The sequence below is a fragment of the Oligoflexus sp. genome, from assembly GCF_035638955.1.
Classification (GTDB): domain Bacteria; phylum Bdellovibrionota_B; class Oligoflexia; order Oligoflexales; family Oligoflexaceae; genus Oligoflexus.
In genome coordinates, this window is record NZ_DASQYZ010000309.1 from 85914 (window position 1) to 109905 (window position 23992).

17 protein-coding genes are annotated in these 23992 nt (G+C 53.3%); 9 read left to right on the plus strand and 8 right to left on the minus strand.

Annotated features, from left to right (window positions below; all coding sequences use genetic code 11):
- The first annotated feature begins 63 nt into the window (after positions 1 to 63).
- The 4 genes from VE954_RS28400 (at position 64) to VE954_RS28415 (ending at position 6356) form a co-directional block, all read left to right on the plus strand.
- Positions 64 to 2442, plus strand: coding sequence for a response regulator (locus VE954_RS28400; protein WP_324959271.1), 2379 nt, complete (start codon positions 64 to 66; stop codon positions 2440 to 2442).
- 111 nt (positions 2443 to 2553) lie between these two features.
- A complete protein-coding gene (locus tag VE954_RS28405) occupies positions 2554 to 4767 on the plus strand; it encodes an MBL fold metallo-hydrolase (RefSeq protein WP_324959273.1) in 2214 nt (737 codons plus the stop codon).
- Positions 4768 to 4823: 56 nt separating this feature from the next.
- Complete coding sequence (locus VE954_RS28410) at positions 4824 to 5828, plus strand: NAD(P)-dependent alcohol dehydrogenase (RefSeq protein WP_324959275.1); 1005 nt, start codon at positions 4824 to 4826, stop codon at positions 5826 to 5828.
- Between the two features lie 393 nt (positions 5829 to 6221).
- Positions 6222 to 6356: a hypothetical protein gene (locus VE954_RS28415; protein ID WP_324959277.1), complete on the plus strand. Its 135-nt coding sequence runs from the start codon at positions 6222 to 6224 to the stop codon at positions 6354 to 6356.
- An 89-nt stretch (positions 6357 to 6445) separates the two neighbouring features.
- On the opposite strand, the gene VE954_RS28420 is transcribed toward VE954_RS28415, so the two are convergent.
- From VE954_RS28420 to lysS, 5 genes are all read right to left on the minus strand, one after another.
- A complete protein-coding gene (locus tag VE954_RS28420; RefSeq protein ID WP_324959279.1) occupies positions 6446 to 9157 on the minus strand; it encodes an amidohydrolase family protein in 2712 nt (903 codons plus the stop codon).
- A 96-nt stretch (positions 9158 to 9253) separates the two neighbouring features.
- The gene (locus tag VE954_RS28425; protein ID WP_324959281.1) at positions 9254 to 10144 is read right to left on the minus strand and encodes a hypothetical protein; all 891 of its coding nucleotides are present in this window, start codon (positions 10142 to 10144) and stop codon (positions 9254 to 9256) included.
- A 184-nt stretch (positions 10145 to 10328) separates the two neighbouring features.
- Positions 10329 to 11267: a dTDP-4-dehydrorhamnose reductase gene (rfbD, locus tag VE954_RS28430; protein ID WP_324959283.1), complete on the minus strand. Its 939-nt coding sequence runs from the start codon at positions 11265 to 11267 to the stop codon at positions 10329 to 10331.
- Between the two features lie 22 nt (positions 11268 to 11289).
- Entirely contained in the window at positions 11290 to 11781 is a 492-nt protein-coding gene (locus tag VE954_RS28435) for an LEA type 2 family protein (protein ID WP_324959286.1), read from the minus strand.
- 29 nt (positions 11782 to 11810) lie between these two features.
- The gene (lysS, locus tag VE954_RS28440) at positions 11811 to 13400 is read right to left on the minus strand and encodes a lysine--tRNA ligase (protein ID WP_324959288.1); all 1590 of its coding nucleotides are present in this window, start codon (positions 13398 to 13400) and stop codon (positions 11811 to 11813) included.
- 129 nt (positions 13401 to 13529) lie between these two features.
- On the opposite strand from lysS, the gene VE954_RS28445 reads away from it, so the two are divergent.
- Entirely contained in the window at positions 13530 to 13844 is a 315-nt protein-coding gene (locus VE954_RS28445; RefSeq protein ID WP_324959290.1) for a DUF1820 family protein, read from the plus strand.
- Positions 13845 to 13992: 148 nt separating this feature from the next.
- Entirely contained in the window at positions 13993 to 15405 is a 1413-nt protein-coding gene (locus VE954_RS28450; RefSeq protein WP_324959292.1) for a hypothetical protein, read from the plus strand.
- Positions 15406 to 15411: 6 nt separating this feature from the next.
- Here VE954_RS28450 and VE954_RS28455 read toward each other — a convergent pair whose 3' ends face one another.
- Together VE954_RS28455 and VE954_RS28460 are read right to left on the minus strand one after the other, a co-directional pair.
- Positions 15412 to 17127, minus strand: coding sequence for a GMC family oxidoreductase N-terminal domain-containing protein (locus VE954_RS28455; protein ID WP_324959294.1), 1716 nt, complete (start codon positions 17125 to 17127; stop codon positions 15412 to 15414).
- Positions 17124 to 18908, minus strand: a complete 1785-nt coding sequence (locus tag VE954_RS28460) for an alpha/beta hydrolase (protein ID WP_324959296.1) — start codon at positions 18906 to 18908, stop codon at positions 17124 to 17126. The genes VE954_RS28455 and VE954_RS28460 overlap by 4 nt, the downstream gene beginning before the upstream one ends.
- A gap of 275 nt (positions 18909 to 19183) precedes the next feature.
- Between VE954_RS28460 and VE954_RS28465 the strand changes: the two genes are divergently transcribed.
- The gene (locus tag VE954_RS28465) at positions 19184 to 21127 is read left to right on the plus strand and encodes a sensor histidine kinase (protein ID WP_324959298.1); all 1944 of its coding nucleotides are present in this window, start codon (positions 19184 to 19186) and stop codon (positions 21125 to 21127) included.
- Here VE954_RS28465 and VE954_RS28470 read toward each other — a convergent pair.
- Positions 21124 to 21852 (minus strand): FHA domain-containing protein, encoded by a 729-nt coding sequence (locus VE954_RS28470; protein ID WP_324959300.1) that lies wholly within the window; start codon positions 21850 to 21852, stop codon positions 21124 to 21126. The genes VE954_RS28465 and VE954_RS28470 overlap by 4 nt on opposite strands.
- A 234-nt stretch (positions 21853 to 22086) precedes the next feature.
- Here VE954_RS28470 and VE954_RS28475 point away from each other — a divergent pair, with 234 nt between their 5' ends.
- Positions 22087 to 23223 carry a hypothetical protein gene (locus tag VE954_RS28475; protein ID WP_324959302.1) on the plus strand — a complete coding sequence of 379 codons (1137 nt, stop codon included), beginning with the start codon at positions 22087 to 22089 and terminating at the stop codon, positions 23221 to 23223.
- Positions 23168 to 23713, plus strand: coding sequence for a hypothetical protein (locus tag VE954_RS28480; RefSeq protein ID WP_324959304.1), 546 nt, complete (start codon positions 23168 to 23170; stop codon positions 23711 to 23713). The genes VE954_RS28475 and VE954_RS28480 overlap by 56 nt, the downstream gene beginning before the upstream one ends.
- Positions 23714 to 23992: the final 279 nt, after the last annotated feature.

Genomic DNA, 23992 nt, shown 5'->3' on the forward strand with positions numbered 1-23992 from the left:
TACTGGGACTGCCGATAATCGACTCAGGATTTCCTAAGGAAGATTGAGTCGATGAGGCGGTTTTTGACACAAAGCGCAAAGGTGATGTCCGGGGCAACCCTGGGTAGCCTGCCCGCCTATGCCAGTGCCGGCAGCACCTCACCGCTTTGGCCCTGGATCTGTCTTATTCTCATCCTCCTGCTCGGCACAGCCATCTTCTTCTGCTTTTGGCTGCAGCATCAAATCACGCGCCTTCAGCATCGTTTGCGTGAGCAGGTGCTTAAAACCAATGAAGCCGTGAAACAGTTGGAAGATGTGGTGGCCGAGGATCGCTTCCGGACCACATTTTTTCACAGCAGTTCTCATGAATTACGCACGCCTTTGAACGGTATCATAGGGTTTCTGCAGCTCATGTTCCAGGGACAATATGGAGCCTTACCCCAGGCAAGCCGGACGCAAATCAATAAATGCATCATGCTCGCGGAATCGCTCAAGCACCAGATCACCACCATTCTCGACCTGGCAAACGGCCGGCGCGGCAAGCTTCAGTTGCAGAATTCCCGCATCACCCTGCCCCAGCTGATGCTGGAAATTGAAACGATGGCCGAGAGCATGCGCCTGCGCTATCCCGATTGCCAGTTTGAAACCAAAACGCTTGGGATGAATGATGATCCTGGTTTTATTCATGATAGTGCCAAGCTTCTCATGATCCTGCGCAGCCTCGTCGGCAATGCCTTTAAATTCGGCAAAGCCCAGGAGCGCAACCATGTGGTGCTCACCATCACCAAACGCAATCGAGCCCTGACCATTGAAGTCAGTGATCAGGGTGTGGGCTTGACCTCAGAACAGATCAGCCGCATTTTTGATGACCAGCTCCCTGCTACCGATTCCAGCGGTTTGGGTCTGGCCATGGTTCGCATTCTGCTGCGGCTTATGCAGGGTGAAATGAAGATCAGTTCGGAACCTGGTCTTGGCAGCAAATTTACGGTGGTCATTCCCGAGCAAAGCGCCATTCACCTCGATACCGCGCCCACGGAATATCTTCGTCTGTCGACCACGGTGCCGCCCACGGACAATCCTTATGGGACGCCGCAGGACAGTCCTCCGCCGAGTCATAACCTGATGAAGATGGATGGTTATGCCGCGCATATTCTGGTGGTCGACGACAATGAAATCAACTGCGAGATCATCCAGGAAATTCTCATGCCGCAGGGGTATCGGGTCAGCCTTGCCTATGGGGGCCGGGAAGCTCTGAGCCGCATGCGTTCCGATCGGCCCGATCTGGTCCTGCTCGACCTCGCCATGCCGGAGTTTTCCGGTGAGCATGTGATGCAGGAAAAACAGCTCGATAGCAGCCTGGCTGAGATCCCCGTGATATTAATTACGGCGCGCGCCTCAGAAGAAGATCGGATTCATGGCCTGGATCTCGGGGCGGATGACTACCTCACCAAGCCCATTATTCAGCAGGAACTCGTGCTGCGCGTGCGCAACCTCTTGAGTCGTCAACGCTTGACCAAACGGATCGCCCTGATGGAAGAACGGGAAAAGCTGGCTCAGCTGGGCGAATTGATCACGGATTTAAGTCGCGAGGTCAAGGAAATTTATTCCGAACGCCACACCATGGCAGCGGGCCTTGAACTCTGTCAGCAGGCCATTAACGCTCTCCCGGATGCGGAGCGTATGGGACCACGATTCAGCACAGTCTTTCTAGGCGACCAGGAAAGTGGCGAGGACATCGATATGGAGGCTCTGCCACTGCCGAAAACGGACAGCCCCAGTCTGGGTCTACTGCGTTCCCTTCGGCTGCAGCTGGCTCCAGCCTTTTTGCCAGCTGATGAAAAAGTCAGAATATGGCAAACCTTGCAGGAACTTCCTATCGCGCACCTGCAGCTTTTGCAGAAAGTCACGGTCCTGGCATCGACCCACATCCATATGATGAAACAATCGCAAAAGTCACGACGCTTGATGGATGGTATTCTTGAGTTTCACCAGAGGCGTGGGACCCAGAGGGTTTGTCGCGTGGATCAGACTCTGGCGAAAACCGCGAACCTTTTAGGGCCTCGCTTGCGTTTGACCGGCGTGCGGCTTACCCTGGAAGTGCCCGCGCAGACACTGATGATTCATCCGGCTGACCTCATGCAGGTGGGCATCAGTCTGATCACCACGCTCTGCCATCGTCTGGAGATGCTCCTGGATCAGGATAAGTGGCTGAAAATCAGCGCAGAAACCCATGAGGATCACGTTCTCTTGCGCTTCAACTGCGGTGGGCCACGCCTGACCGAGGCTCAGGCCTTGCGCCTCTTCGATCCGGTGGCCGACAGTTCCGAGGCCCCCTCAAATAATGGCTTGCATGTGGCGCGAAGAATTGTGCTCCGTGCCCCCGGTCGACTTGATTTTAATTTAAGTGAAGAGACGACCTGCTTTGAGCTTGAATTGCCTAAAGCTTTAACGGGAATTTATTGATGGACCAGGTTGCGCAAGACGGGAATTGTACCTTAAGGTAATTGAACGGCAAAAGATGCCGCTCAACTCCGAGCAAGTGGGGCCGATAGGCTGAGTGGAGATGGGAGTTTCATGGGCTTAATTGAACACAAAAAGATTGCTCCGGGCCTTTACTGGGTGTCGATTCCCAGCAGGAAAGTGTTCCTGCAGGCGGGTTGCCCAGCAGACAGCGTGAAGCATCTGATCAAACACGGTGTGATTCGCAACCAGGCGAATGGTGGCGCTTTGCATGAAACAGGTCCCAACTGTCTCCTCCTATCTGATCTGGGTATCCAGAATGGACAGTTCGCCAACCTTGCTGAATTTACCATGCTCCAGATGTTTTATCGTCAGGGCATGCTGATCCCGAATCATCCCGGTTATTCCAAAGATAAGCCCGTGATGATCGGTAACCCCGAGCAGATTAAAGCTCAGCTGGATTATGTTTTCCGCGGCAACTACGGCCTTATCGATGAAAATGAATTGGTGGAAGCCGGCATGCCTCGCGAGCAGGCCATGGAAATGATGCGCCTGAAACTGAAGTTTGCCTTCGGCCGGATTCAGGCCACTCACGATCTGATCGACTGCCGTCATCTTTCTGATGACGCTCTGGATATCGGTGGCGGTGTCCTGGTGAAGCGCACCGGCATCAATAAATTCCGTATCAGCGTCGAGCAGGAATTCATCGACCTGGATCTGAACCTGGCGCCGCATGAAGCGTATCAGCCGACCTATAAGCTGAATTTCCAGCGTTTTGCACCCGAATTTTTCTCGGTGATTCACAGCGGTGAAGGCGACGGTTGGGATATTCATCGCCCCGCCATGGCCAGTATCATTTGCTATGGACCGGATGTGTACCTGATCGATGCCGGTCCGCATATCACTCATACGCTGCGGGCCCTGGGTCTCAGTTTGAATTCGATTCGTGGGATTTTCCAAACGCATGGACATGACGATCACTTTGCAGGCCTCACCGAACTGATGCTGGGCGATCGCAAACTGGAATATTATTCCACCAGCGTCGTCCGTCATTCCGTGAATAAGAAAATGCAGTCGCTGCTGTCGGTGAAATTCCCGGTTCTGGAGCGTTTCTTCACGATCCATGACCTGGCGCCCGAGCAGTGGAATAATATCGATGGTTTGGAAGTGCAGCCCAGTTATTCACCGCATCCGGTGGAAACCAATACCTTCCAATTCCGGACTGTGACTGAAAATGGTCACCGCACCTATCATCACCTGGCGGACATCTGTTCCATGTCTGTTCTGCAAAGGATGATTGAACCGGATCAGCAAAAGCCGGGCATCTCGCTGCAGTACTTCCAGCGCATCAAGGACCTTTATCTGCAGCCGGCCGATCTGAAAAAGATCGATATCGGTGGCGGCATGATCCACGGCCAGGCCGAGGACTTCCAAGGTGATCGCAGTAAAAAAATCATTCTGGCCCACACCGCGGACGAGCTGACTCCAAGTCAACTGTCCATCGGAACGCGGGCTCTCTTTGGTCAAATCGATCATTTGGTGAAGAGCCATATCGATAACCGTCATGAAGTGGCGGCGCGTTCCCTGCACCACTACTTCCCTACAGTGCCTTTCAGCTCGTTCTATGAACTGTTGAATCAGCCCATCGAATCGCTGGAACCGGGTTCGGCCCTGGTTCGTCAGGCCGGTCACGCCCAGGATATCTTCCTCGTGCTGAGCGGAATCGTGGCAGCTCCGAAGAGTGAAGTGCCTTTCGGTCTGGAGTACGTGGCAGGTTATCTGGTCGGGGATGATCCCGACTGTCCCTTGCATCAATTGATATCAAAAAGCTTTGCCGAGATTCTGCGCATTCCAAGGCGAATCTTTGATTCGTTCCTGGAGCGTTACAACCTCAAGGAAAGTTTCAGCAAGAATATCAGCCGCCGGCGCATGCTGCAGAACAGCGACCTGTTCCAGTCCATCAAGTGGTCGCCGCTGCTGAATAAGATCGCCAAATCCGTGTACGAAATCCAGATCAAGGATCAACAGGTGATCTCCCACTTTACGGGTCACTTTGTCTTTATCCTGGAAACGGGTCATCTCTCGCTCTTCCGCGAGGGCTATGCCGAGGAACTCAAACCCGGCCAGTTCTGTTACGAAGACAACGTCATTACCGATCATGCTCCGCTGGAATTGCAGCTGAAAGCGCTGGAAAACAGCCGCGGCTATTTGATCCCTCATGTGGTCCTCAAGGATATTCCGGCTGTGGAATGGAAGCTCCTTGAAACGTACAAGCGGCGGTCCCAAGCCATTCAGAAGGCGCCGGTCCTCCACAAAAATGCATCTTAAACAATTTAATTTTACGCTATACATTGTCGGAACACATTTCCTCTCAGGAGATTTCCATGACAATCAAAGCGTATGCGGCCAGCCAGGCGAAAGCCCCTCTCGTTCCTTATACTTATCAGGAAAAACCGCTCGGACCTCACGACGTTCGCGTTAAAATCAGCCACTGTGGCATCTGCCATAGTGATGTTCACCTGGTTGATAATGACTGGGGCTTTTCCAGTTACCCTCTGGTAGCCGGTCACGAAGTTATTGGCACTGTGGAGGCTCTGGGAACGTCCGTAGGGCATCGGAGCCAAGGTCAACGCGTTGGTATTGGTTGGTCCAGTGGCGCGTGCATGGAGTGCGAATACTGCGTGCGCGGGGACGATAATCTCTGCTTGCGAAGCCAGGCAACAGCGGTCGGTCGTGAAGGTGGTTTTGGCGACGCCATCATTGTTGATAGTCGTTTTGCTTTTTCGATTCCCGATCAACTGACCTCGGAAAATGCGGCACCCCTGCTTTGCGGCGGCATCACCGTGTATGCTCCGCTTCGCGTTTTTGGAGTCACACCGAGCATGAAAGTTGGTGTCATTGGCATCGGCGGACTCGGCCACCTCGCACTTCAGTTTGCTCGGGCCTGGGGTTGCGAAGTCACAGCGTTTTCCTCGTCGGCGGACAAAGCCGCTGAGGCCCGCGCTTTCGGCGCTCATCACTTCGTAAGTTCCATTGACCAGGCGGCCATGGCCAGCCGCAAGAATTCACTCGACTTCATTCTCTCGACTGTCCACGCCGACCTTGATTGGAATGCCTACCTCAATCTTCTAAGACCTGATGGCAAACTCTGTTTCGTCGGCGTGCCCCAGTCGCAGATTCAGATCGCTGCGTTCGGGCTGATTGCCGGTCGACGCTCCATCTGTGGCAACCCCACAGGCTCGCGCCATCAGATTCAGGAGATGCTGAGTTTTGCCGCGCGCCATGGAATCGAGGCGAAAACTGAAGTTCTGCCCATGTCGGAAATCAATCAGGCGCTTGACCGGGTCCGCTCCAACCAGGCGCGCTATCGCATGGTTGTAAAGGCCTGACCGGCGAGCCAGTTAATGGTTTTGACGACTGAAACCGTTAACTGGCCGCTCATTCAGCGGTTCTTGAGGACGCTTCTGAAAAATTTTTTTTGACGATTGGATCGACAGCCAATCATTTTTTATCCTGCCGCTAAATCCTTTTCTTTCAGGATCTTCGCCAATACTCTTAGCATTATTTCATCGATTAACCGGCTGGCCAGAAGCTCGTCCGTGGAATAAATCGCAATTCTCGCGCTTGATTCATCGGAAAAAAAGCATAGATTGGAGTTGTCAGCAGATGATGCTGATGCAATAAAAGGGCGACTTGATCGTCTGACAAGAGGAAGCAGATTTCATCCATGCGCTGCTTCACAAACATAAGACCAGCGCAGTACTCAATAAGGAAAGAATTTTATGAAAACCATCACTCACACACCCGCACAACACAATCTCGTCGAAGTCATGTCGGAAAGCGTTATGGCGACATTGATCATCGGGTTGTCCGTCGCGGCAACGCTGGTCGCTGTCATGATGGTTATTGCCGCCTAATCATTCGGAACGGTTTGTTCCTGTGACTTTATACAAGCATCTTCTCAGCCGGTTTCTCGGAACCGGCTTTCTTTTTGTCCTCAAACGCTCTACTTCGGTTGTGGCGCCCCCGCGGAAACCTTGGGCAAGTATGCCCGCGTCAGTTCCTTTTGCCGATGATTGAGGCCCATATCCTGGCCGGCGATCCAAAGTTTCTGCACTGCACTTTGGGGTTCGAGCGGATCACCTGACCAAAGGACAAGGTCAGCGCGCTTGCCGACTTCAATCGCCCCTCGATCGTTAAGACCAAAGACACGAGCCGGCACACTGCTTATGGCAGCAACAGCGGACGCATAAGGCAAGGAAAACGCCACCGCACGCGCCGCCTCCTGACGCAATCGTCCCGCCCGCACATCATCCGTGCTGATGATCACATCCACACTGGCCTGCATCAGGAGTGTAGCCTGATCATCGCGCACGCGCAGTTGATCGAGTGTTCTTGGCATTTGTCGCGAGGGAGTCACAATCACCGGTATTTTCGCTTCTGCCAGCTCCCTGGCCGCCAGCCACGCTTCACCCGCCCCGCTTAGGATCAACTGAACAGGGAACCCTTTGCTGGCCATTTCTTTTTTCCATTGAATGGCCGTCAGCACATCTGATAGTCGGTGCACCGACAACACCAAAGGCAGACGGCCTTGCATCACCTCCTGAAGGGCTTCGAGATGCATGGGCCGCAGACTGAGCTGCTGTGTTACGGCTGTTTTTGTAGCACCCTGCTGTTTGTAAAAACGAGCGTCCTCGAACGCTTCGCGCAATTTCAACCAGGTCTGACCTCGATTTTTGCCGCCTAGAACTGAAGCGAACATAACAGGAGCCGCGGGTGTTTGCAGAGCGGATCGGCTGGTGGAGAGATCCAGAGCTACGCCTTGACCTGATATGATTCCGCCACTGGGTTTGGCGATAATGGTCGTCACACCCTGTTCCCTGGCAATCGGCATTCGCATGGAAAAAGGATCCCAGCCATCCAAAGCATGAAAGGCTGGATTCAATCCATCGCCCGCATCATGGTCCTGCCCCGCCTCTTCCAGTTCCACCACCAGAGCGCCGAGCTGCGTTTGACTTTCAATCCATCCAGGCGTCAGCACGCGGCCCTGGGCGTCGATCCGCGGCCGATCCTTGGGCGCCCCTGCCCCACCGATCGCCTGAATGATACCCTTTTCGACCCAAATCGAAGTATCGGTCAGACGCTGGCCCGTACCAGTCTCAACCGTGGCATGTTCAATCACAAAACTGTCCTGCAAGCGCGGTTCGGCAGGCAAAGCGGGCCGTATCGGGCTCTCCGGAACGCCGGTACCAGGCAGCGCATCCTTTTGGTTGCCACGATCACCCAGACCGTAGTCATGAACGCCGCGTTCCAGATCGCCGAGTGGAAAAAGTTGCGTGATGCGATCAAAAAGCATTTCGCCACCGACAAATACTTTTTCGGGTTTGGCATAAGCCGAAAACGGATGACGATCCCAGAGCACAACGTCAGCCATTTTACCTTCAGCAATGGTGCCGACTTTGGATTCGATGCCTAAAGCGATGGCAGGATTGCGCGTGATCCATTGCAGAATTTCGTCGTCGCTGACTTCAATTCCGAATTCACGTCCTGCCGTTTGCGCTTTCGCCGCTTCCAAATTCAGATAACGAATTTCGTCCTCGGAATCCGAATGAATCGTGGCGAGGCCGCCGGCTGCATGCAGCATCGGGGCATTGGCTGGAATGCCATCAAACGCTTCGAGTTTAAACCCCCACCAATCCGCCCACGTGGCAATGGCGACTTTTTCGGCCGCCAGGCGGTCCCTGATCTTGTAAGCTTCGAGCGCATGATGAAAGGCTTGAATATGAAACCCGTACGTCCTGGCGAGATCGAGCATGATGGACATTTCATCAGCTCGATAGCAGTGCACGTGCACCAGAATTTCTCCATTCAAAACTTTGGTGATCGTATCCAGGGCATGATCACGCTTGGGCGAGCCCGGACGTTCACCATCCCCGCTCTTATTCCAGCGTTCCATGGCGTGATCGTGATTCAACCAGCTTTGCCGATATTCCCAGGCTTCCTGAAAGAGTCGTCGAAAGCCCGCTATGTTACCCATCCGTGTGGAAGGACCATTTTTTTCGCCGTAAACGCGTTTGGGATTTTCACCGCAGGCCATTTTAATTCCCTGCGGCGCTTCCGGAAAGCGCATGGCGGCCACCGATGTCGCGGGTTTGACGTGCAGCGTGACGGTGCGGCCACCGATGAGGTTCGCTGAACCCGGGAGGACATGAATGGTGGTCACACCCGATGCAAGCGCACGCCAGAGAGCAGGATCCTGCGGCCAAAAACTGTGTTCTGCCCACACATCGGGCGTGGTCGGAGCCGTGGCTTCGTTACCATCCTGATGAGCCTTGGCACCAGGTAGCGGATAAACACCTATGTGCGAATGCATATCAATAATACCGGGCGTCACGACCTTGCCCCGTCCCTCAATTTTCAGAACATCCTTGACCTCAGGTGCCTCCCCTTCCCCAACTTTTGCAATCTGGCCGGCCTCGATCAGAACATAACCTTCCGGGATGGTTTTGCCCGCCGCGGTCATGATGCGAACGTGCTCGATCAGAATGCGCGGCAACGTTTGAACATCAGGCCCGGGCACGGGATAAAGAGGCTCGGCGAGTCGGGACCAGAGGTCGGGCTTTTCCGTAGCCGGGTGTTTCTTCTTATTCAAATTGCAGGCAGGCAGAATCATGAGAAGGCAGAGAAGGCTGAACTTTCGGGGTAAGGTACGCTGCATCGGCGACATCCATGGCAAGGGAAATTGGGTTCCCCTCTTATCCAATCAGTTGGAACTGATGTCAATGACTCCATGGATGCTGCATACAGGAACACATCAAAGGTGGTTTGCGGTTTCCAGAGGCTCGCTTAAAATTTGATCCACAGAGATGGGACCTTCGCGACTCACAAGGCTACTGAGTTCGGGATCAGCCATGATTTCCTTCATGGGCACCAACCGACCGTCCAGCATGCCCCAGCTGCCTACGAGTCGCAGGCCATGACTGTAATCGACATAGCGTTCGCCGTGCCAGGTGGAGAGCGGCTGGATATTTTCACCAGCGCGAATATTCTGCCAGCCATAAATTGCGATCTTTTTTCCCTGACTTTTTAAACGGGGCGAGAGGACTATATCTTTCTTATGGCCTGCTGCCAAACGGGTGAAGTCAAATTCCAGCAGGCGTTGCGAATGAATCAGATCACTGTGCGCTTCCAGCCAGGCGACGCTGACCATGGCGGCGGAGGGCGGAAAAATTCGGGGCCACATCACACATTCCGCCTGACCAAAGATGGCATCCACCATGCGCGTTGTCGGTAGAATAAAGCCCCAGCTGTTCGCCAGTTTACGAGCGCTGACGAAACTCAAGGGAATGAGCACATTATCATCGTTGTTGCCGATCGCCACATAATCCGGCATCACCCAAAACGTCAGCGTGTGCCCCTTATCCCGGATGGTCACGGCTTTTAATTTACGCATGACGTCGGGAAAGTAGCCGCGATTCAGGGCATCCAACACGGCTTCTTCGCGTTTGGCAATCGTCGTATCGTGATACGCAGCGAGCAGAGCCTTGCCACCAGGAATGGGTCCTGTGGGTCGATCCGGGAGTTTGCTGCTTAAGTATCGAGACATGCTTTCATCGAGGCCATCCGCAGCCAAAGCGGTCTGAGGCGCAAAAAGAGCAAGTCCAATCGCCAGACTGGCCACGATACGGCCGATAGGAATGTTCATGTTGCTGACTCCGAGCAAAAGCTTTCATACCTCCTCGGAAGGCTTGCCCCAGGACTTGAGAAAAACCTCATTTTGCCTTGAAGTTTTAGGATCTTACAGTGATTTCGAAATGTGCAAAAAAAGGGCAGCAAGGCCTGAATCAAGGCCTTCTGCGTTCGATAACCATAAGTTTAACTAATGAATATCAAAGACCCAGGAGTGGGGCCATCATCGCACCCAAGGCATCCTGCCAACGCGGGGGTTGGAAGCCAAAACTTTCCTCGATACGGGACAAGGAGAGTCGCGAGTTTTGCGGACGTTTCGCGGGAGTTGGATACTCTGAACTCGCGCAGCCCTCGACAGTCTTGACCGCCAGATTCACACCATAGGCACGCGCCCTTTGGAAAATTTCCTCGGCAAAACCCTGCCAGTGGGTGCAGCCGTGATCGGTCAGATGATAAACGCCCTGATGCGCGCTCAAGGTCGCAGGAAATCCATGAATGCGGCCCAGGGTTACGAGGTGTTGCGTGAAGTTGGCGAGCGTTCGCGCGCTCGTGGGCGCTCCATGCTGATCATTGACGATCTTAAGGTTTTCCTTTTCACGTCCCAACTTCAGCATCGTTTTGACAAAGTTATGTCCATAAATGCCATAAACCCAAGACGTCCGCAGCGTAATGTAAGCGGCTCCACTGGCCATGAGATTGGCTTCACCCTGCCACTTGCTTTGCCCATAAACATTGTTCGGGGCAATGCGTTCGTCTTCATGATAGGGACTATGGCCTTCGCCGGAATAAACATAATCGGTGGAGAAATGCATCACAGCGGCTCCCACCTCACGCGCCACACGACCGATAATCCCAGGTGCTGTGGCATTGACCAGGAAAGCCCGCTCCTGCTCACTTTCGGCCTTATCCACAGCTGTGTACGCCGCCGGGTTGATAATCAGATCAGGGCGCAGAGACCGCACAGCCTGTTCAATCGCGGCGGCATCACAGAGGTCCAGGGATTCGGCGGGAATGGCCGCCGTGCGATCATGGGGACCTTTAAAAGCGGTAACATCCGCCAGCGGGGCCAAAGCTTGCCAGATTTCAAATCCCACCTGCCCGTTAGCGCCTGTCAGAAGTATGCGTGGCCGCTTTTTCATGATCCACCTGCCCGGCTGCAAATTATTGTACGTTTAAACCCTTGATCAGAGTCTTTTCATCTTCGAATTGCATATCCATGGAACCAAAGGCCGTCCCAAGATGCAGACTGGCCATGAGTTTCAGCTTCAGATCCTTGGGATTTTTAAGGTATTTCTTCATCAGATTGAGCGCCACATCCGGGTCCACCGAAAACGGCAGACGCGCGGTGCTATGTTCCTTGGCCTCCAGCACGATCTGGTCCGTATGCTGACCTTTGCCCAGTTCCATGTCCAGACCACGGACCCGATAATCGAGCTTCTCGATATCGACACGAAAAGCATTGGGATTGACGATATCCAGGACAAAGACGAGTTCAATGCGATGCACGCTGAACGATTGAACCTCGACCTGAACCAGCTTGATTTCGGGCTTTTCCGCGACCCATCCGATCATCTGACGGAAATAAGTGCAGCCGCCGATCACGACCAAGCCCGACAATGCAATCAGGATACCCAAACGCCGGCGGTCCAACATCAGCCTCTCCTCGATTATGGAGCGATGGGCTAAACGTCTGCCAGAAGTTTGAGAACCCGATCGTTGCCCAGTTCCTTAAGGAAACCTGGCAACCGTGGCCCCTGATCGCGACCGATAATCTTCTGATAGACGGCGCTGAAGAATTCCTTCCCATCGCAACCCGTCGTATGAATGATATCATCATAGAGGCGTTGGTTTAAATCCTTAGGTTCGATGGCCGCAAGGTCGAGTTTTTGCAATAGACCACGCAAGGCCAGGACCGCTTCTTTCTGCTTCTCCGATAATTCGATGCCCACTGGCTCCTTATGAATCGCATAGCGAAATTCTTCCGGAGCATAGTCCTGAACCCAGGTCCAGGCCCGCTCAGCCCGGCTGATAAAGGCGGCTTTGTCATCAGGCGTGATCGCCTTATCCTGATAATAAGCGGCCCATGTGCGCTCAATATCGCCGTCACAGAGCTGAAGGCGTCCCGTCAGTTCGCGGAACGGTGCTCGATAAGGAGGCTGGGCCGGAACTTCGCCACTCAGGCAGGAAAGCTCATAAGCCCGGCGCGTGACCGGCCATTTACCAGGATTTTCGGGCATAGGCTGCAAAGCAAAGAGTTCGGCGCGATCAAATTCATCATAGACCTTGATCACATCGGTATCGAAGGCTATGGAAAAATCGGTATTGGGTCTTTGGTTGGCAAAGATCCAGCGCACCATCTGCGGCTCATAAACCTCGATCGCTTCCGACAGAGTGATGAGTTCGCCTTTCGATGACGACATTTTCCCCGTACCGCCTTTGATCGAAACAAAATCATACTGCAGATACTGAGGCGCTTCACGACCCCACACCTCTTTTACGATCTGCTTGCCGGTGTCATACGAACCACCATCGCTTGAATGATCCTTGCCGCCTGGCTCGAAATCCACGCCTTCATAAGCCCAGCGCATGGGCCAGTCGGTTCGCCAGTTCAGCTTGAGATTCGAGGTTTTGCGAATATCGATCACTTCCTCGTGACCGCAGCTGCTGCATTTATAAGCGTAATCATAACCGCCTGGATAACGCTCGTAATCCATGCGGTCGCGCGTGCACTGGCTGCAGTAGATCGTGGTCGGCAGCCACTCGGCAGCCAAAGGTTCGGCGCGATAGGCGTCCAAAATCTTGCGGATCACATCGCGCTTCTCCAAAGCGACTTTGATTTGCTCGGCATAAAGTCCAGCGCCGTAGCGATCGCTTTGATAAAGGAACTCAGGGTCGATGCCGACCTTTTTGATTTCCTGCTCGAATACGCGGCTGTTGTGCGCTGCATAACTTTTATCCTCGCCATGCGGATCGGGAACCCGGCTGATGGGGCGACGCAGATTTTCGGTCAGCATCGCCTGATTCGGCAGATTCACGGGAACCTTCCGGAGTGTATCAAAATCATCCCAGCTATAGATGAAGCGCACCTTTTTTCCCAAGGAACGGAGGGCTCTCGCGACCAGATCGACCGTGATCACCTCACGGAAATTTCCGATATGGACAACGCCGCTGGGCGTGATACCACTGGCCACGGTATAAGAGTCTTTGTTGCCGCATGCTGCTGCCACGCGTGCGGCAGCCTGGTCGGCCCAATGGGGGGTCAAGGGCTTCATGAATTACCTTTGTGCTGGAAATGCGTTTACGAACGGAACCGGTTAGTTTTAGCATACGAAGGGCTCAAGGCAAGAGAAAACCGGGCTAGACCGCCGCCTTGAAGCCTTTGACACGTCATGAGGACTTGGATGAAAAAAGAGCATATTTATCGCGTGCGATTTGTGGAAAAAAGCCAGTCGGCTCCTATCGAGGCTCTGGTTCGACACGTCGAGCCGAGCACGCTGCCCGGTTTGGTTTGTCTCAGTGAGTTCGTGTTCAAGGACGCCACGAAAATGATTATTCTGCCGGAAGAGGATGCGGCCAGCAAACGCTTTCGCAACACAATCTCCATGCATATTCCCTATCACAATATCCTGTTCGTCGAGGAATTTCATGAGGAACCTGTGGATCTGAAAACCCTGCCGTTTCTGAAGGAAGTGACGAATCACGACACGGACCAATAATGCCTTTGGTTGGTCCTGCAAAAAGTTAGCTTCGGGATCGGTCTTTCGCTGACTTGACCATCCCGTGTTTCGTGGCTGGCAGTTTTCCCGCTCAGTCCCGAACGCCCAGGTGCCGATATACCCCTGGGACTATCCCTCAGGAGCCGTGATGAAACGTTCCAGCGTCTATTGGCTGCTACCAAGCGTGGATGATCACCATCACCGCCGCGCCAGCATTCTGGATGACATCGGCTATCATGTTTATTTCTTCGAAAATTTCGACACACTCATGAAGGAAATCAGCATCAAGCGTGCGCAGATTTTGATTCTGGGTGATGAATGGACCAGTGCGGAAGCCATCAGCTATGCGCACGCCTTCGCCAATATTCCTGATATCAATGCGGCCCGTCTGCTGGTTTCCAATTCACGCAATGACTTTGAATTGATGGATGCGGCCATGAACGAGGGCTTCCGCGATATTATCCCGGCGGACCTCGAAGATCATGAGTGGCTCCAGCGTTTTGAGTTCGCCACCTCGGGGGTCGAGTCGATCCTGTCTCAGCACAGCGATCTTGATGAAGTGGCGGAACCGATTGATATCGTCGTGCCCGCGCGTTTGGTTTGGGTCGGAGCCCAGCAGGTCTGGATGGAAACACGCTGCTGCCCGCGCGTGGGTGACACCTTGAAAATGGAAGGCGGCTTTGCGTCATCCCTGGGACTTGACACATTAAATGCTCAGGTCATGCAAAAGCAGCAAACCAACCTTACCTATCGGTTCTCCGAAGCCATCATCGCCACCTGGTATCAGGATGCCGTGCTCAACGCCGACCCACAAAAGATCATTGATACGCTGGATACCCTGCATCGTGTCGACCTTGGGCAAAGGCCCAAAATCTTCCTGGCCATTCAATCGCCGGCCCTGCGCACGACTTTGCTGAAGTATCTGGATAAGCGCAAATACGAAGTGCATACCGCTCTGCAAAAACAGAGTTTGATCTATGAACCAAAGTTCTTCAGCCCCGATCTCGTCTTCATTGAAGAACGGCTGACCCAAGGGGAATCGAAACGCAGCTTCTATGATCTGCTGCGTTATATGCCGGAACATGCTTCGATTGTCACCATAGGTGGCAAGGAAACCGCCTCGTCCAAAAACCGGGATGCCCCACGCCGCACCTGGACCATCAAGCATGTGCCCGTGAATTTGTCTGAATTGATTGAACGGGAATATCTGGCAGGGCTTGCGCAGCGTAGGCCAGGTTCAAACGATAAGCAGGCCTCATTTCCGCCAGCCGACCACTCGTTTTCGTTCGCCCATTTGCATATGACGGCGGAACTCGTAAAAGCTGATTACCTGCAATTCAATCTGCGAACCACAACCCGCATTGGTCCTTACTCCCTGATCAAGATTATCAGCCCACGCTTTCAACAAAAACTGGGCGGCCCGCTCTATGTCAAGGTCATCGAAAGCCTCGATACAGCGGGAGCCGGCCCTTACCTTTGCAAAGCACACATCTGCAATCTCACGCAGGAGCTGCGCCGCAGCTTGCCAGGACACACCGACCAGGTGGCCGGTAAATCTTAATTCAATCTAAAGTTCATCGGTTGGCATTTCACCGGTAATACCCTGCGCGACGCGTTCTGAGAGCGCCGTGATGGTCGCTGCGGGGTTGGCCCCCACGGCTGTGGGGAAAAGACTGCCATCCGCCACGTAAAGATTCCGGTAATTATGCACGGCTCCAAATGTTTCCGGCAAACTGCTGGTCACACCCTGATCCGCGGTGGGCCCAAGTCTGCAGCCGCCCAGCGGATGTACGGTCACGTTGCGGCGCAGAGGCCAGTTCCAGGTCGGCATGTGGAACATGATCCGACCGTTGGTCACCTTTTTAAACTGATGCATGGACTCATCAATGGCTTGATACAGCTTGCGACTGTTTTTGGTGGGCCAATGAATGGCCAGCTTCCCCTGCTCATCCAGTTTCATCGTGCCGTCGCTCTTATCAAGCCCCATACAAAGATGAACGCTGGCCTTGTAGGACAGATCATTGCCAAGGAAACGGCTCAAAATGGTGCCGACGCGACCCAGGGTCGGATACCGCACCAGCGAGTAGACCGCTTCTCTTACACCTTGCCAGATGGCCTTCAGTTTGAAAATGGTCGGCTTTTGACCTTCAATGAACCAGGCGAGAATGTTGGGATAGGAGGCGTCTTCCATGATGAAGGCGCGTTCCTTGTCAAAATTCTCGTAGAGGTTGAAGTCAATTTTTTGCGTGATAACCGGACCATAATTGGGATTGGCCGGCCGATCCGCATCGACGATAAAGGACAGAAAATCCCCGTTGCCGGAAAAATTGTGACCAAGTCTGGAGCTGATCTTCGGCAGCGTTTTCATTTTATTCCGGCACTTCAGCAGAAGTTCATTAGTCCCGAGGGTTCCGGCCGAGGTGATGACCCGCCGCACGCGGAAGGGCCGCAGGTTACCGTTGGTCAGATCACGCACCAAAACTTCATACCCGTACTGCCCATTTTCCTGAGGATCGACGTGCCCCGAGGCATTCAGGGGCACGATGCTTTGCGCTTCATGTTCGGTCATGATGCGCGCGCCGTATTTCTTTTCGGCCACGTGAAGGTAGTTCATATCCGTCGAGTTCTTGGCTTGCACGTTGCAACCCACATCGCATTCCGCGCAGTAGTTGCACGAACTCTGCAGGGCCCCATAACGGTTGGTTTCCTGCAAACCAGGCGCCAGTGGCTTCGCGGGATCTTTGCCGAAATATACCATCAGCGGCACAAGTTCTGACTTGCGGCCCATGGCTGTGGCGGCCTTGGCGAAATACTGCGTGCGGGTCATGCTCCGACGTGGGTCATTGTCGACCGGAATCGTCCGCGCATTGAGTACTTTTTTGGCAACGGCGTAGTAAGGCGTCAAATCTTTTTTCTTAACGTTAGCGGGCCACCTTTCATCGAAGATTTCCTCGGGTGGTTCCAGAAAAACGCTGGCATAAATCAACGAGCCACCGCCGAGTCCCGCCGCCTGCACCACATCGATGTGATCATAGCTGCGAATATCAAAGAGACCGGTTGTGGAATCCTTCGGCACGAATCTGGGACGACGATGCCCGTCCTCTTTTTGCACGTAAAAGTTGATCGCCATATCATGCGGCGACCGCGGAAAGGCGCCAAAACCATAGCGTTTACCACGTTCGATCACCATGACGTCCTGGGGCCATTTTTTGGCCAGACGACAGGCCAGCACGCCCCCGCCAAAACCGGAACCGATCACTAACGCTTCGGCATCAAATTTCATACGGCCACCTCCTTGCCCTTCAAAAATGCAAGAATCCCAGGGAAAACATCACGAGCGGCGTGCTGGCCCATAAAGATATCCTGATGACCATAGCCAGGGATTTCCCAGTATTTGACCGCCATATCAGCCCGTCTTTGCTTCAACTCTTCGTAAAGGGCGCGATTGGCTCCTGGGAAAATATGATTCTCCCGGCCACTGATAAGGAGCAGACGCGGCTGTTTTTTCTGGCAAAAGGCATCCAGGTAAGACGGCGGGAGCGTAAGGTCGCCGCGTGTGCCTGGCTTCATGGGACAGGCAAAGCCGGCACTCACCATTTTGGAAATGTGACGGTAGAAATTCATCGAAGTTCCGCCAAACAGATCAGCAAGGCGGCTGTGCGTCAGCACACTCATATTGGAATGCTGATACGCAGCGGGATGGCCTGAGCCCCACATGAAGCTAATGAAGTGACAGGCCGGGTCACGACATTCGCGGTGAAAGAGGCCCAGAACCGGTACCAGCCATTTGCCCAAGGCGAACCCAGGGAACTGAGGGATCCGTGGACTGACATAAGGATAGCGCAGAACTTTTTCGACCAGAAAAGGCGCCACTTTCAGCTTGAGACCCGACCAGGTGCTGACCCTTGGCGTCAGGCCCACGCTGTTGATGGTCACCGATTCCAGCCCTGGATAGGAATGCAGGGCCATGCTCAGCATGGTACTGATCCCGCCCACACAGTGCGCGATGATATGCAGGCGAGCCTTGGGACCCACAGCGGCGCGAATTTTTTCGAAGGCAGGCGGCAGATCATAGGCCGCTACATCATCAAGCGTAAAACGATGCGGCTCCAGATTGTAATTGAAGCGGCCACTGCCCCGCCAATCCAGGGACCACACATCACCGAAGCCATTGTCGAGCAGATGCTCCACAAGGTTCTGGTGCTCCGGCATGATAAACATGTCCGTGGACGTGGTCAGACCGTGGAGGAGCACCACCACATCCTGCCCTTCTTTGCGGACAAAACGCTGCAAATCCAGGGTCAAACCATCACGGGTATCGAAACTATGATGGGTAATCGTCGCTTCCGTGACACCGCGGTCCGTGTGCACAGGAATGGCCACCCGCGACCAAAGCTCAGGCTCGGATTGCATGAATCCCGGTGCATAGGCTTGCCAGAGGTTGCCTAGAAATTCACCACCAAACAGCGTCAGGGCACGGGCGCGCTCCAGAAGAGTCATACCCGAACTGCGGAACGTGGTCAGCTGACGCGCGAAATCCTCGGCCGTCAGATGCAGGATGCCCTGAGCCGCGACCTTGTCAGGCGCTTTCTCGGAATGGCCCTGCCACATCCTTGTATAGAGTGTCGTCGTTTGATTCCAGGCTTCCGTCATGGCTCCATCCCGAACCGTCTTATAACCATAAAAGGTCCAGGGTTCGCCCTTTTTATTGCGGAGATAGAGCGTGTAATGCATCTCACGGGCAATGGTGCTGGCCTGATCCTTGGCCGGCTGCACGAACAGATTGAACGTGCCTTTCTCGACTTGCAGATCACCACCAGCCGCATCCGCTTCGACTTTGCCGATCGCTTCCGCGCGCAGGGAAGGATCTTTGACAAAGCGATCGATATCCGGAATCTGAATCGTCAAACGGAATTTGACAGCCCGTCCCTGGGACTGGCCCTGCTGGAAGGCTTTCTCGTAGCACTGGAGATCGTCTCGACCGAAATCCTGGGCGCTACCATCAAAGTTACAGAATCCATGCATGTCTTCGGTAAATGCGAGGGAAACAGGCGCGCTGCTCATAGCCGTCCTTTATCAAATATCCATTCATTTTTTACTGTGCAATTTATTATAAACAATTTTTTCGCGATTCGGCAGAACCCTTGCCCGGCAAGAACTACAGGTACATAAAATCACCTGTTATGGGGCTTGGTACGTGCCCTAGAATGCAGGTGAAAAGAAGACATTTCACCGACAAAGCCGAAACCAGCATGAGGGATGCTTCAAGTCTCGACCTTGACGGCCTCAACATTTTCATGCAAAAACCGAGAACTTCTGAGAATCAATGGGATTAGTTTATGCGTTTCGTCTTCCAAATGGGGATCCTCTTTGGTCTGCTACTGGGGTGGATACAACCCCTGTCAGCCAGCACGCTTGTCCTTTCCGAGGACCAGGGTCGCTATGATCTGGCGCCTTATGTCAGCGCGTTCGAGGATAAGGAAAGTCGTTTTTCCATTGAGGACATTCGTAATATCGATCGGGCCGGATCGTTCATTGCGGCCCAGGATCTTCATAAGAGCGGCTTTGGCTTCACGCGCAGCACGATCTGGTTCAAGGTCAATATTCGCAACGAAAGTCCGCGACTCAGCTGGATCCTCGGATCGTTGCGACCGGATTTTTATATGTTCGACGTTTTTGTGTTTCAGGGAGATACCCTGCTTGAAAACCGCAATATAGGCACTCTAATCGTGCCTCGCGATCCCTATACCCGCATGCCCTTCGGCCGATTTGAAATGCCGCAGGAGCAGGACCTGACCTTCTACTTCCGCATTCGCAGTGATCTGCAGCTGGCCATCAATTTCGTGGTGATGGATGATCAGCATCACCTCGATCAGACCATCTTGGAAAACTCGCTCTTCTATTCCTACTACGGCTGCCTCTTCGCGCTGCTCGTCTACAACCTCTGCCTCTTTATCTTTATTCGGTATAAAGACTACCTGATGTATGTGTTCTTTTCCGCAGCCATGCTGATCAATGCGATCATACAGGGCGGCTACGCGGAAATGTGGGGCCTGCCCTGGCCCTTGGCTTCGACACGGGATGCTCATTTTGTAATCTGCCTGCCGGCCATCGCCGCCATGCTCTATACACGAAGTTTTCTGAACCTCGCTCGAATTGCCCCGCGTCTGGATAAACTGATCCTGCTCGTCGTCTGCGCGGCCATTGGCTTTGCCCTGGTGCTGATGACCCCTTGGGGCTTTCCCTTCTCGCGTTTCGTGAGCCTTTTTGATGTCTGCTCGCTCTTCTTTGTTTTCCTGGGGGCTGTGACCGCGATTCGCAGTGGCGACCGCACCGCCATCGTTTTTTTAATCGGCTGGGGATCCCTGGCCAGCAGTGTTGCGATCTGGGTGCTGGGTAATGTCGGGGTCATCAACAAAACAACCTGGGTCGCCATCTCGCCTTTGATCGGCAATATGCTGGAAATGGTGCTGATGTCGATTGCCCTGGCCCTCCGTATCAAGGAAATTCAGCAGAGCAAGATTGAAGCGGAGATGAAAGCGCGGGAACGGGATAACCTGCAGCACCTTCTCCGTATGGTGTGCCACGACATCAGCAACCCCATCTCGATTATCAAGACGGTCTTCTTCCTGGCGTCGCGCCGGAGTCAATTGAAGCCTGATGAACTGAAGCAGTGGGAACGGATCAAACGGGCGGCTGATTCCATCGAGGGCATTATCAATCAGGTTCGGCGCTACGAAGCCTTCCGGTCCGGGAAACTGGCCTTTGAAATGCGTCCCTGCTCCCTGCGCAAGGTCTTTGAGGACATCGACTTCTTCTTTCAAACCAAGGCCATTGAAAAGGGCGTGAAGCTGTCCTGGCGCTTTATTGAGGAAAACAACGACATCCTCGTGCTGGCGGATAGCACCTCGCTGACCCATGAAATCTTCAATAACCTTGTGTCGAATGCCATCAAGTTTACGGCGGAAGGCGGCTCCGTGACTTTGGATGCCGAGCGGGTCGATAATTATGCGGTGGTGACCATACGCGATACGGGCATTGGCATGCCGCGGGATATTCTGCATCTGCTGTTTGATCCCAAGGCCAATACTTCACGCCGGGGCACCAATAATGAGATAGGAACCGGCTTCGGCATGCCCCTGGTCAAAACATTTTTGGAAATGTTTGGCGGCAGTATCCATATCGAGTCAGTGGAACAGCAGACGAGCAATATGCATCACGGCACCACGATTGAAATTCGGCTCCGCATGGCCGAAAATGATGTCGCCCTACCTCGTTCCTAGTTCTTGGCAATAATACGTAAGATGCAGCGGCCGACCCGCACTTCATCGGTGGGCTGCACACGATGCATGCCGGTCATGCGCTGACCATTCAGGAAGGCACCGTTGGTGGAGCCCTGGTCTTCAACGAAGACTTCGCCGGTGTCGTTGAGTTTAATCATCAGATGCTTGCGGGAAATTTCCGAATCCTGATCGAAATGCCCAAAACTCGAGGCACGGCCGATATAGGCCACTTTCTGATGCAAATGAATGGTTTCGCGGCTGCTATTGCCATACTGCACAATAATTTCCAAATGGACCTTGTGGGCTTGCTTGAGTTCCTTCTCGATCAGGGTATCGACAAGGCTGTTGCTGCGGTCCTGCTTTTTCGTGGAACTAAAGAGCGTCGGGATATGACGGACGTTCTTTTCGTCTTCCAGCGCAAAACGAAAGACGGTCTTGCCGATTTCGATGACATCGCCTTCCTTGAGCTTGGCTTTGACAATGCGCTGACTGTTGACGAAAGTCCCGTTGCTGCTGTTCATATCAAAGATATGGTAGGAATCATCAATGCACTGGATCTGGCAGTGCGTCGCCGACACCTCGGCGTCCGAGACAATAATATCGGCTTTTTCACGGCCGAAAATAGTATTATCCCGCCGGAGTTTTACCAGCTCATTTTGACTCTTGCCAGAAATACAGACGAGGACGCCACGCTTGTCTTTGTCCGATTTCCCTTTGGTCGTCATGTGTTCCTCGGTATGGTCTTCCGTTAATGATACCTAAATGACTTGGCCCATACCAGCAAAACTGAGCTGCTTGGTATCAAAATTAAACCTGTCACTATTGCCAGGAGGTGTTCTGCCAGCTCCTAACCCGCATGAAACAGGCAATTGCTGTGAACGCCAAGGCTTTCGTCAACTGGCATGTTCCGTGCTTGTCTCCTTCAGTAGCCACCACGAGCACTTGAGGATGACGTAGCCATGGACTGGAATGCTAGCATCGCAGAAATCAAGGATCTCTACTATCAGTGCCAATTCAAGCGCGTCAACCAATCTGTGGATCTGCACTGTCAGAACAACCCTTCGGTTGACGACTTCTTCACGCTGCAGCTCTATAAATCCCAGGCTCTCTGGGAAACGCACAAGGTGGCTGAATCGCGTGCCCTGCTTCGTGAGCTAACGCAATATCATCAAAAACAGTCCGACTCTTATCTTTACACCACAGCGCGCCTCGCTTATGTGGACCAGGAATACGAAATGGCTGAAAGGCTGTTCCGTCTTTTGGCCGATCGAAGCGAGACGGTGAAGGATTACTTCAAAGCTCTGCTCGGCCTCGCGAACGTTTATTATTCACTGAAGAAAACCCAGGATATCGGTCGACTCGTCCGCGAAATGGAAGAGCTGGAAGATCTGGTGAGTGTGGATCAGCGGCTGAGCCTTTATTTGCTGAGAGCCAACGTCGCTTATATCTTCCAGCAGGATATACCTCTGGCCAAAAAGTTTTTCCAGGCCGTCATCAAAGAATCGACTTCGCGGCAGTGGAACTACTTCATTATCAAGAGTCTCTACGGCATGGCCTGCATGTACAAGGATCTCGCCAAGTATGATGCGCTTGAAGTCAGTCTGGATTTGTTGGATTGCTATCTGGATCCCGAGGAATGCACGTACCTCACCTATTTGGTGAACGAGAAATTCAAGGACCTCGACTACTCCTTGAGTTGTTCGCTGCAGATGGATCCTGACTTGCGCCGCATCTGTGTTCAGGGGAAATGGGTCGCGCTGCATGATAAGCCGCTTATTTATGACTTTCTGGAGCTGCTATTTAGTCGCGGCAGCTTTGTAAGCAAGGCTGACATTGCGGCACGACTATGGCCGGAAGAAGAGTATAAGCCCAGAACCCATGATCCGCGTATTTTTGACCTTGCACGCCGGATCCGTGCTTTGATTGAACCCTATGAGAATCAACCTCTCTGTTTGCTTTCGGGCAGACAAGGTTATAAACTGGCTGGACGAGACCAGTCGCAACACAAGATCGACCAAGATATCGAACGGAGACCTCATTATGAAGTACATGAATCACCTGAGGAAGCTGGCGCTACTCAGCAGTTTGGCGCTTAGTTTCAGTCTGACGGTTCAAGCAGATGGTACTCTGCCGCTACCGATCGATCAGAGTAAAGAAAAACTGCCGATGAAATTCGAAGCAGATTCGTCGGATCTGACCCTAAGAATCGAAAGTATGATGGCTGCACCAGCAGGCAAGTTGCCAACTCCAATCCAGCCTTGCGGGAGCTCGGAAACGCTTTATTCCGCAAGTGGAACTGTGAAGCAGGGCATCGAAGAGCTTTATGTAGTGGGTATCTGTAAACCAGGCACCAACAGCCTAAGTCGGACTGTAGTCACTGTTGACGCGAAAACGTTGACCAAAGCTACTCAGTTCGTATTGTTGCAGGGCACCCTGGGCGTGGAAACGGACCAGGATCCTATAACAGGCGCAGTGGTGAGTTCCACCAGATCGTTGACTGGAGTTATGAATGTTAAACCATTCTCAGGATTGGCTCCTGTTGGCCCCGAAGCCTTGACTCCGTTTGCGCTCTATCGCACACAGTAAGAACTTCGTTTCTTACTAATATAAATCTGGCCTGGTCCCCTTTCGAGGGACACGGGCCTTTTTTATGTGCTTTCTTTGCAGACGCCTTAAACTTCCACCTGTTGGCTCCTGGGCCAAACGCATTCTTACCCACGAATCACACTTCTCATTTGCACGAAAATTCTGACTTTTATAGTGCTGAACCAGCGCGCGTAAGCGTGGGAGCTCAAGCTATTAAAGTGTACGAGCCGGACTCCGATGGAATTCCCAAGGCGACACAGAAGCCTGCCTTGGAAAAAG

Coding starts and splice junctions, on each gene's coding strand:
- VE954_RS28405 (WP_324959273.1), top strand. CDS start 2,554: ATGGGCTTAATTGAACACAAAAAGATTGCTCCGGGCCTTTACTGGGTG.
- VE954_RS28410 (WP_324959275.1), top strand. CDS start 4,824: ATGACAATCAAAGCGTATGCGGCCAGCCAGGCGAAAGCCCCTCTCGTT.
- VE954_RS28415 (WP_324959277.1), top strand. CDS start 6,222: ATGAAAACCATCACTCACACACCCGCACAACACAATCTCGTCGAAGTC.
- VE954_RS28420 (WP_324959279.1), bottom strand. CDS start 9,157: ATGCAGCGTACCTTACCCCGAAAGTTCAGCCTTCTCTGCCTTCTCATG.
- VE954_RS28425 (WP_324959281.1), bottom strand. CDS start 10,144: ATGAACATTCCTATCGGCCGTATCGTGGCCAGTCTGGCGATTGGACTT.
- rfbD (WP_324959283.1), bottom strand. CDS start 11,267: ATGAAAAAGCGGCCACGCATACTTCTGACAGGCGCTAACGGGCAGGTG.
- VE954_RS28435 (WP_324959286.1), bottom strand. CDS start 11,781: ATGTTGGACCGCCGGCGTTTGGGTATCCTGATTGCATTGTCGGGCTTG.
- lysS (WP_324959288.1), bottom strand. CDS start 13,400: ATGAAGCCCTTGACCCCCCATTGGGCCGACCAGGCTGCCGCACGCGTG.
- VE954_RS28445 (WP_324959290.1), top strand. CDS start 13,530: ATGAAAAAAGAGCATATTTATCGCGTGCGATTTGTGGAAAAAAGCCAG.
- VE954_RS28450 (WP_324959292.1), top strand. CDS start 13,993: ATGAAACGTTCCAGCGTCTATTGGCTGCTACCAAGCGTGGATGATCAC.
- VE954_RS28455 (WP_324959294.1), bottom strand. CDS start 17,127: ATGAAATTTGATGCCGAAGCGTTAGTGATCGGTTCCGGTTTTGGCGGG.
- VE954_RS28460 (WP_324959296.1), bottom strand. CDS start 18,908: ATGAGCAGCGCGCCTGTTTCCCTCGCATTTACCGAAGACATGCATGGA.
- VE954_RS28465 (WP_324959298.1), top strand. CDS start 19,184: ATGCGTTTCGTCTTCCAAATGGGGATCCTCTTTGGTCTGCTACTGGGG.
- VE954_RS28470 (WP_324959300.1), bottom strand. CDS start 21,852: ATGACGACCAAAGGGAAATCGGACAAAGACAAGCGTGGCGTCCTCGTC.
- VE954_RS28475 (WP_324959302.1), top strand. CDS start 22,087: ATGGACTGGAATGCTAGCATCGCAGAAATCAAGGATCTCTACTATCAG.
- VE954_RS28480 (WP_324959304.1), top strand. CDS start 23,168: ATGAAGTACATGAATCACCTGAGGAAGCTGGCGCTACTCAGCAGTTTG.